The sequence below is a fragment of the Pseudomonas sp. NPDC087803 genome (assembly GCF_044742995.1).
Classification (GTDB): domain Bacteria; phylum Pseudomonadota; class Gammaproteobacteria; order Pseudomonadales; family Pseudomonadaceae; genus Aquipseudomonas.
The window spans coordinates 1-1,481 of record NZ_JBIUVO010000153.1 but is presented as its reverse complement, the minus strand read 5'-3'; the positions used below and the strand labels follow the sequence as shown (position 1 = coordinate 1,481).

At 57.7% G+C, this 1,481-nt stretch carries 2 protein-coding genes; both read right to left on the bottom strand.

From position 1 onward, the window contains the following. Positions 1–131 precede the first annotated feature (131 nt). Positions 132–320 (bottom strand): carbon storage regulator CsrA, encoded by a 189-nt coding sequence (gene csrA, locus ACIOUG_RS27105; RefSeq protein ID WP_401070263.1) that lies wholly within the window; start codon positions 318–320, stop codon positions 132–134. Between the two features lie 186 nt (positions 321–506). Then, entirely contained in the window at positions 507–1,394 is an 888-nt protein-coding gene (locus tag ACIOUG_RS27100) for an aspartate kinase (RefSeq protein ID WP_401070260.1), read from the bottom strand. Between the last annotated feature and the right edge of the window lie 87 nt (positions 1,395–1,481).

The window sequence follows — 1,481 nt, the reverse complement described above, 5'->3', positions numbered from 1 at the left end:
ACCCCCGACACCCTTTTGAGGTGTACTCCCTTAGCAGGGGAGCGCCTTCGGCCACTCGGCCAGCTCTCCGCAACACGGGGCGTATATTAACCACCTTCTTCCCCGTTTGCAAACATAAAAAACGATAAAAATTAATGGCTTGGTTCTTCGTCCTTCTCTTTCTTTATACGCAGGTAAATTTCCTCACGGTGCACGGCAACCACATTCGGGGCGTTGACGCCTATACGCACTTGATTTCCTTTAACGCCGAGCACGGTCACGGTGATTTCGCCATCACCGATAATCAGGCTTTCTGCGCACCGACGAGTCAGAATCAGCATACCTTTCTCCTCACGCATTTCATTCAGGGACAACAGTCTGCAAAAAAAAGGCACCCGACCTACAACCGGAGCGATCGTAGCCCTACATGCCTGAGTATTGACCAGCGCGAGCAAAAGAACAGTTCAGCGGCTCGCGCCATTCAAAAATAAAGGGCGCGGTCAGACCGCGCCCTTCAGGTGACCGGATTACTCGCCCTGACGGGCCGGAGCGTCCAGTTCGAAAGCCGTGTGCAGGGCGCGCACGGCCAGTTCCAGGTACTTCTCTTCGATCACCACGGAAACCTTGATTTCCGACGTCGAGATCATCTGGATGTTGATGCTTTCCTTGGCCAGGGATTCGAACATGCGGCTGGCCACACCTGCGTGGGAACGCATGCCAACGCCGACGATCGAGACCTTGGCAATTTTGGTGTCGCCCACCACTTCCCGGGCACCGATCTCGCGAGCGGTGTTTTCCAGCACGGTCTGTGCGGCCTGGTAGTCGTTGCGGTGCACGGTGAAGGTGAAGTCGGTGGTGTTATCGTGCGCTACGTTCTGCACGATCATGTCGACTTCGATGTTCGCGGCACTGATCGGGCCGAGAATCTTGAACGCCACGCCCGTGGTGTCGGAACCGCCACGGCCGAGGGTGGTGATGTTGCCGTGCTCGTCGACGCCCTGGAAACCGGCGACAACCACCACGCGACCCGCTTTCAGATCACCGCGAATCTTCTGGTCATCAATCTGCAAGATACGCGCTTTATTGTGCGCACTGTCCGTCAGGATCCGCACCTGATTACCGGTGTACGACACCGCCGGCACACCGCGCTTGATAAGCGCCATGGCCAACAGGGCAATCGTCACCTGCTCACCGGTGGAAACGATCACGTCCAGTTCACGCGGAACCGGTTGCACGTCGCCACTGATTTGCTTGGCCAGATCGATCAGACGGTTGGTTTCGCCGCTCATTGCAGACAGCACAACCACCAGGTCATCGCCGGCATCGCGGAATTTCTTAACCTTGTCGGCGACCTGCTCGATTCTCTCGACAGTACCGACCGAGGTGCCTCCAAATTTCTGTACGATCAAAGCCATTTCAAAGCCGCCTCTGCCCATGAAGGGCGCCCAATAATCACTCGAACAGCCGCCGGGCCCGCCGGGCGCGCGGGGGGGGGGCGGGCA

Coding starts and splice junctions, on each gene's coding strand:
- csrA (WP_401070263.1), bottom strand. CDS start 320: ATGCTGATTCTGACTCGTCGGTGCGCAGAAAGCCTGATTATCGGTGAT.
- ACIOUG_RS27100 (WP_401070260.1), bottom strand. CDS start 1,394: ATGGCTTTGATCGTACAGAAATTTGGAGGCACCTCGGTCGGTACTGTC.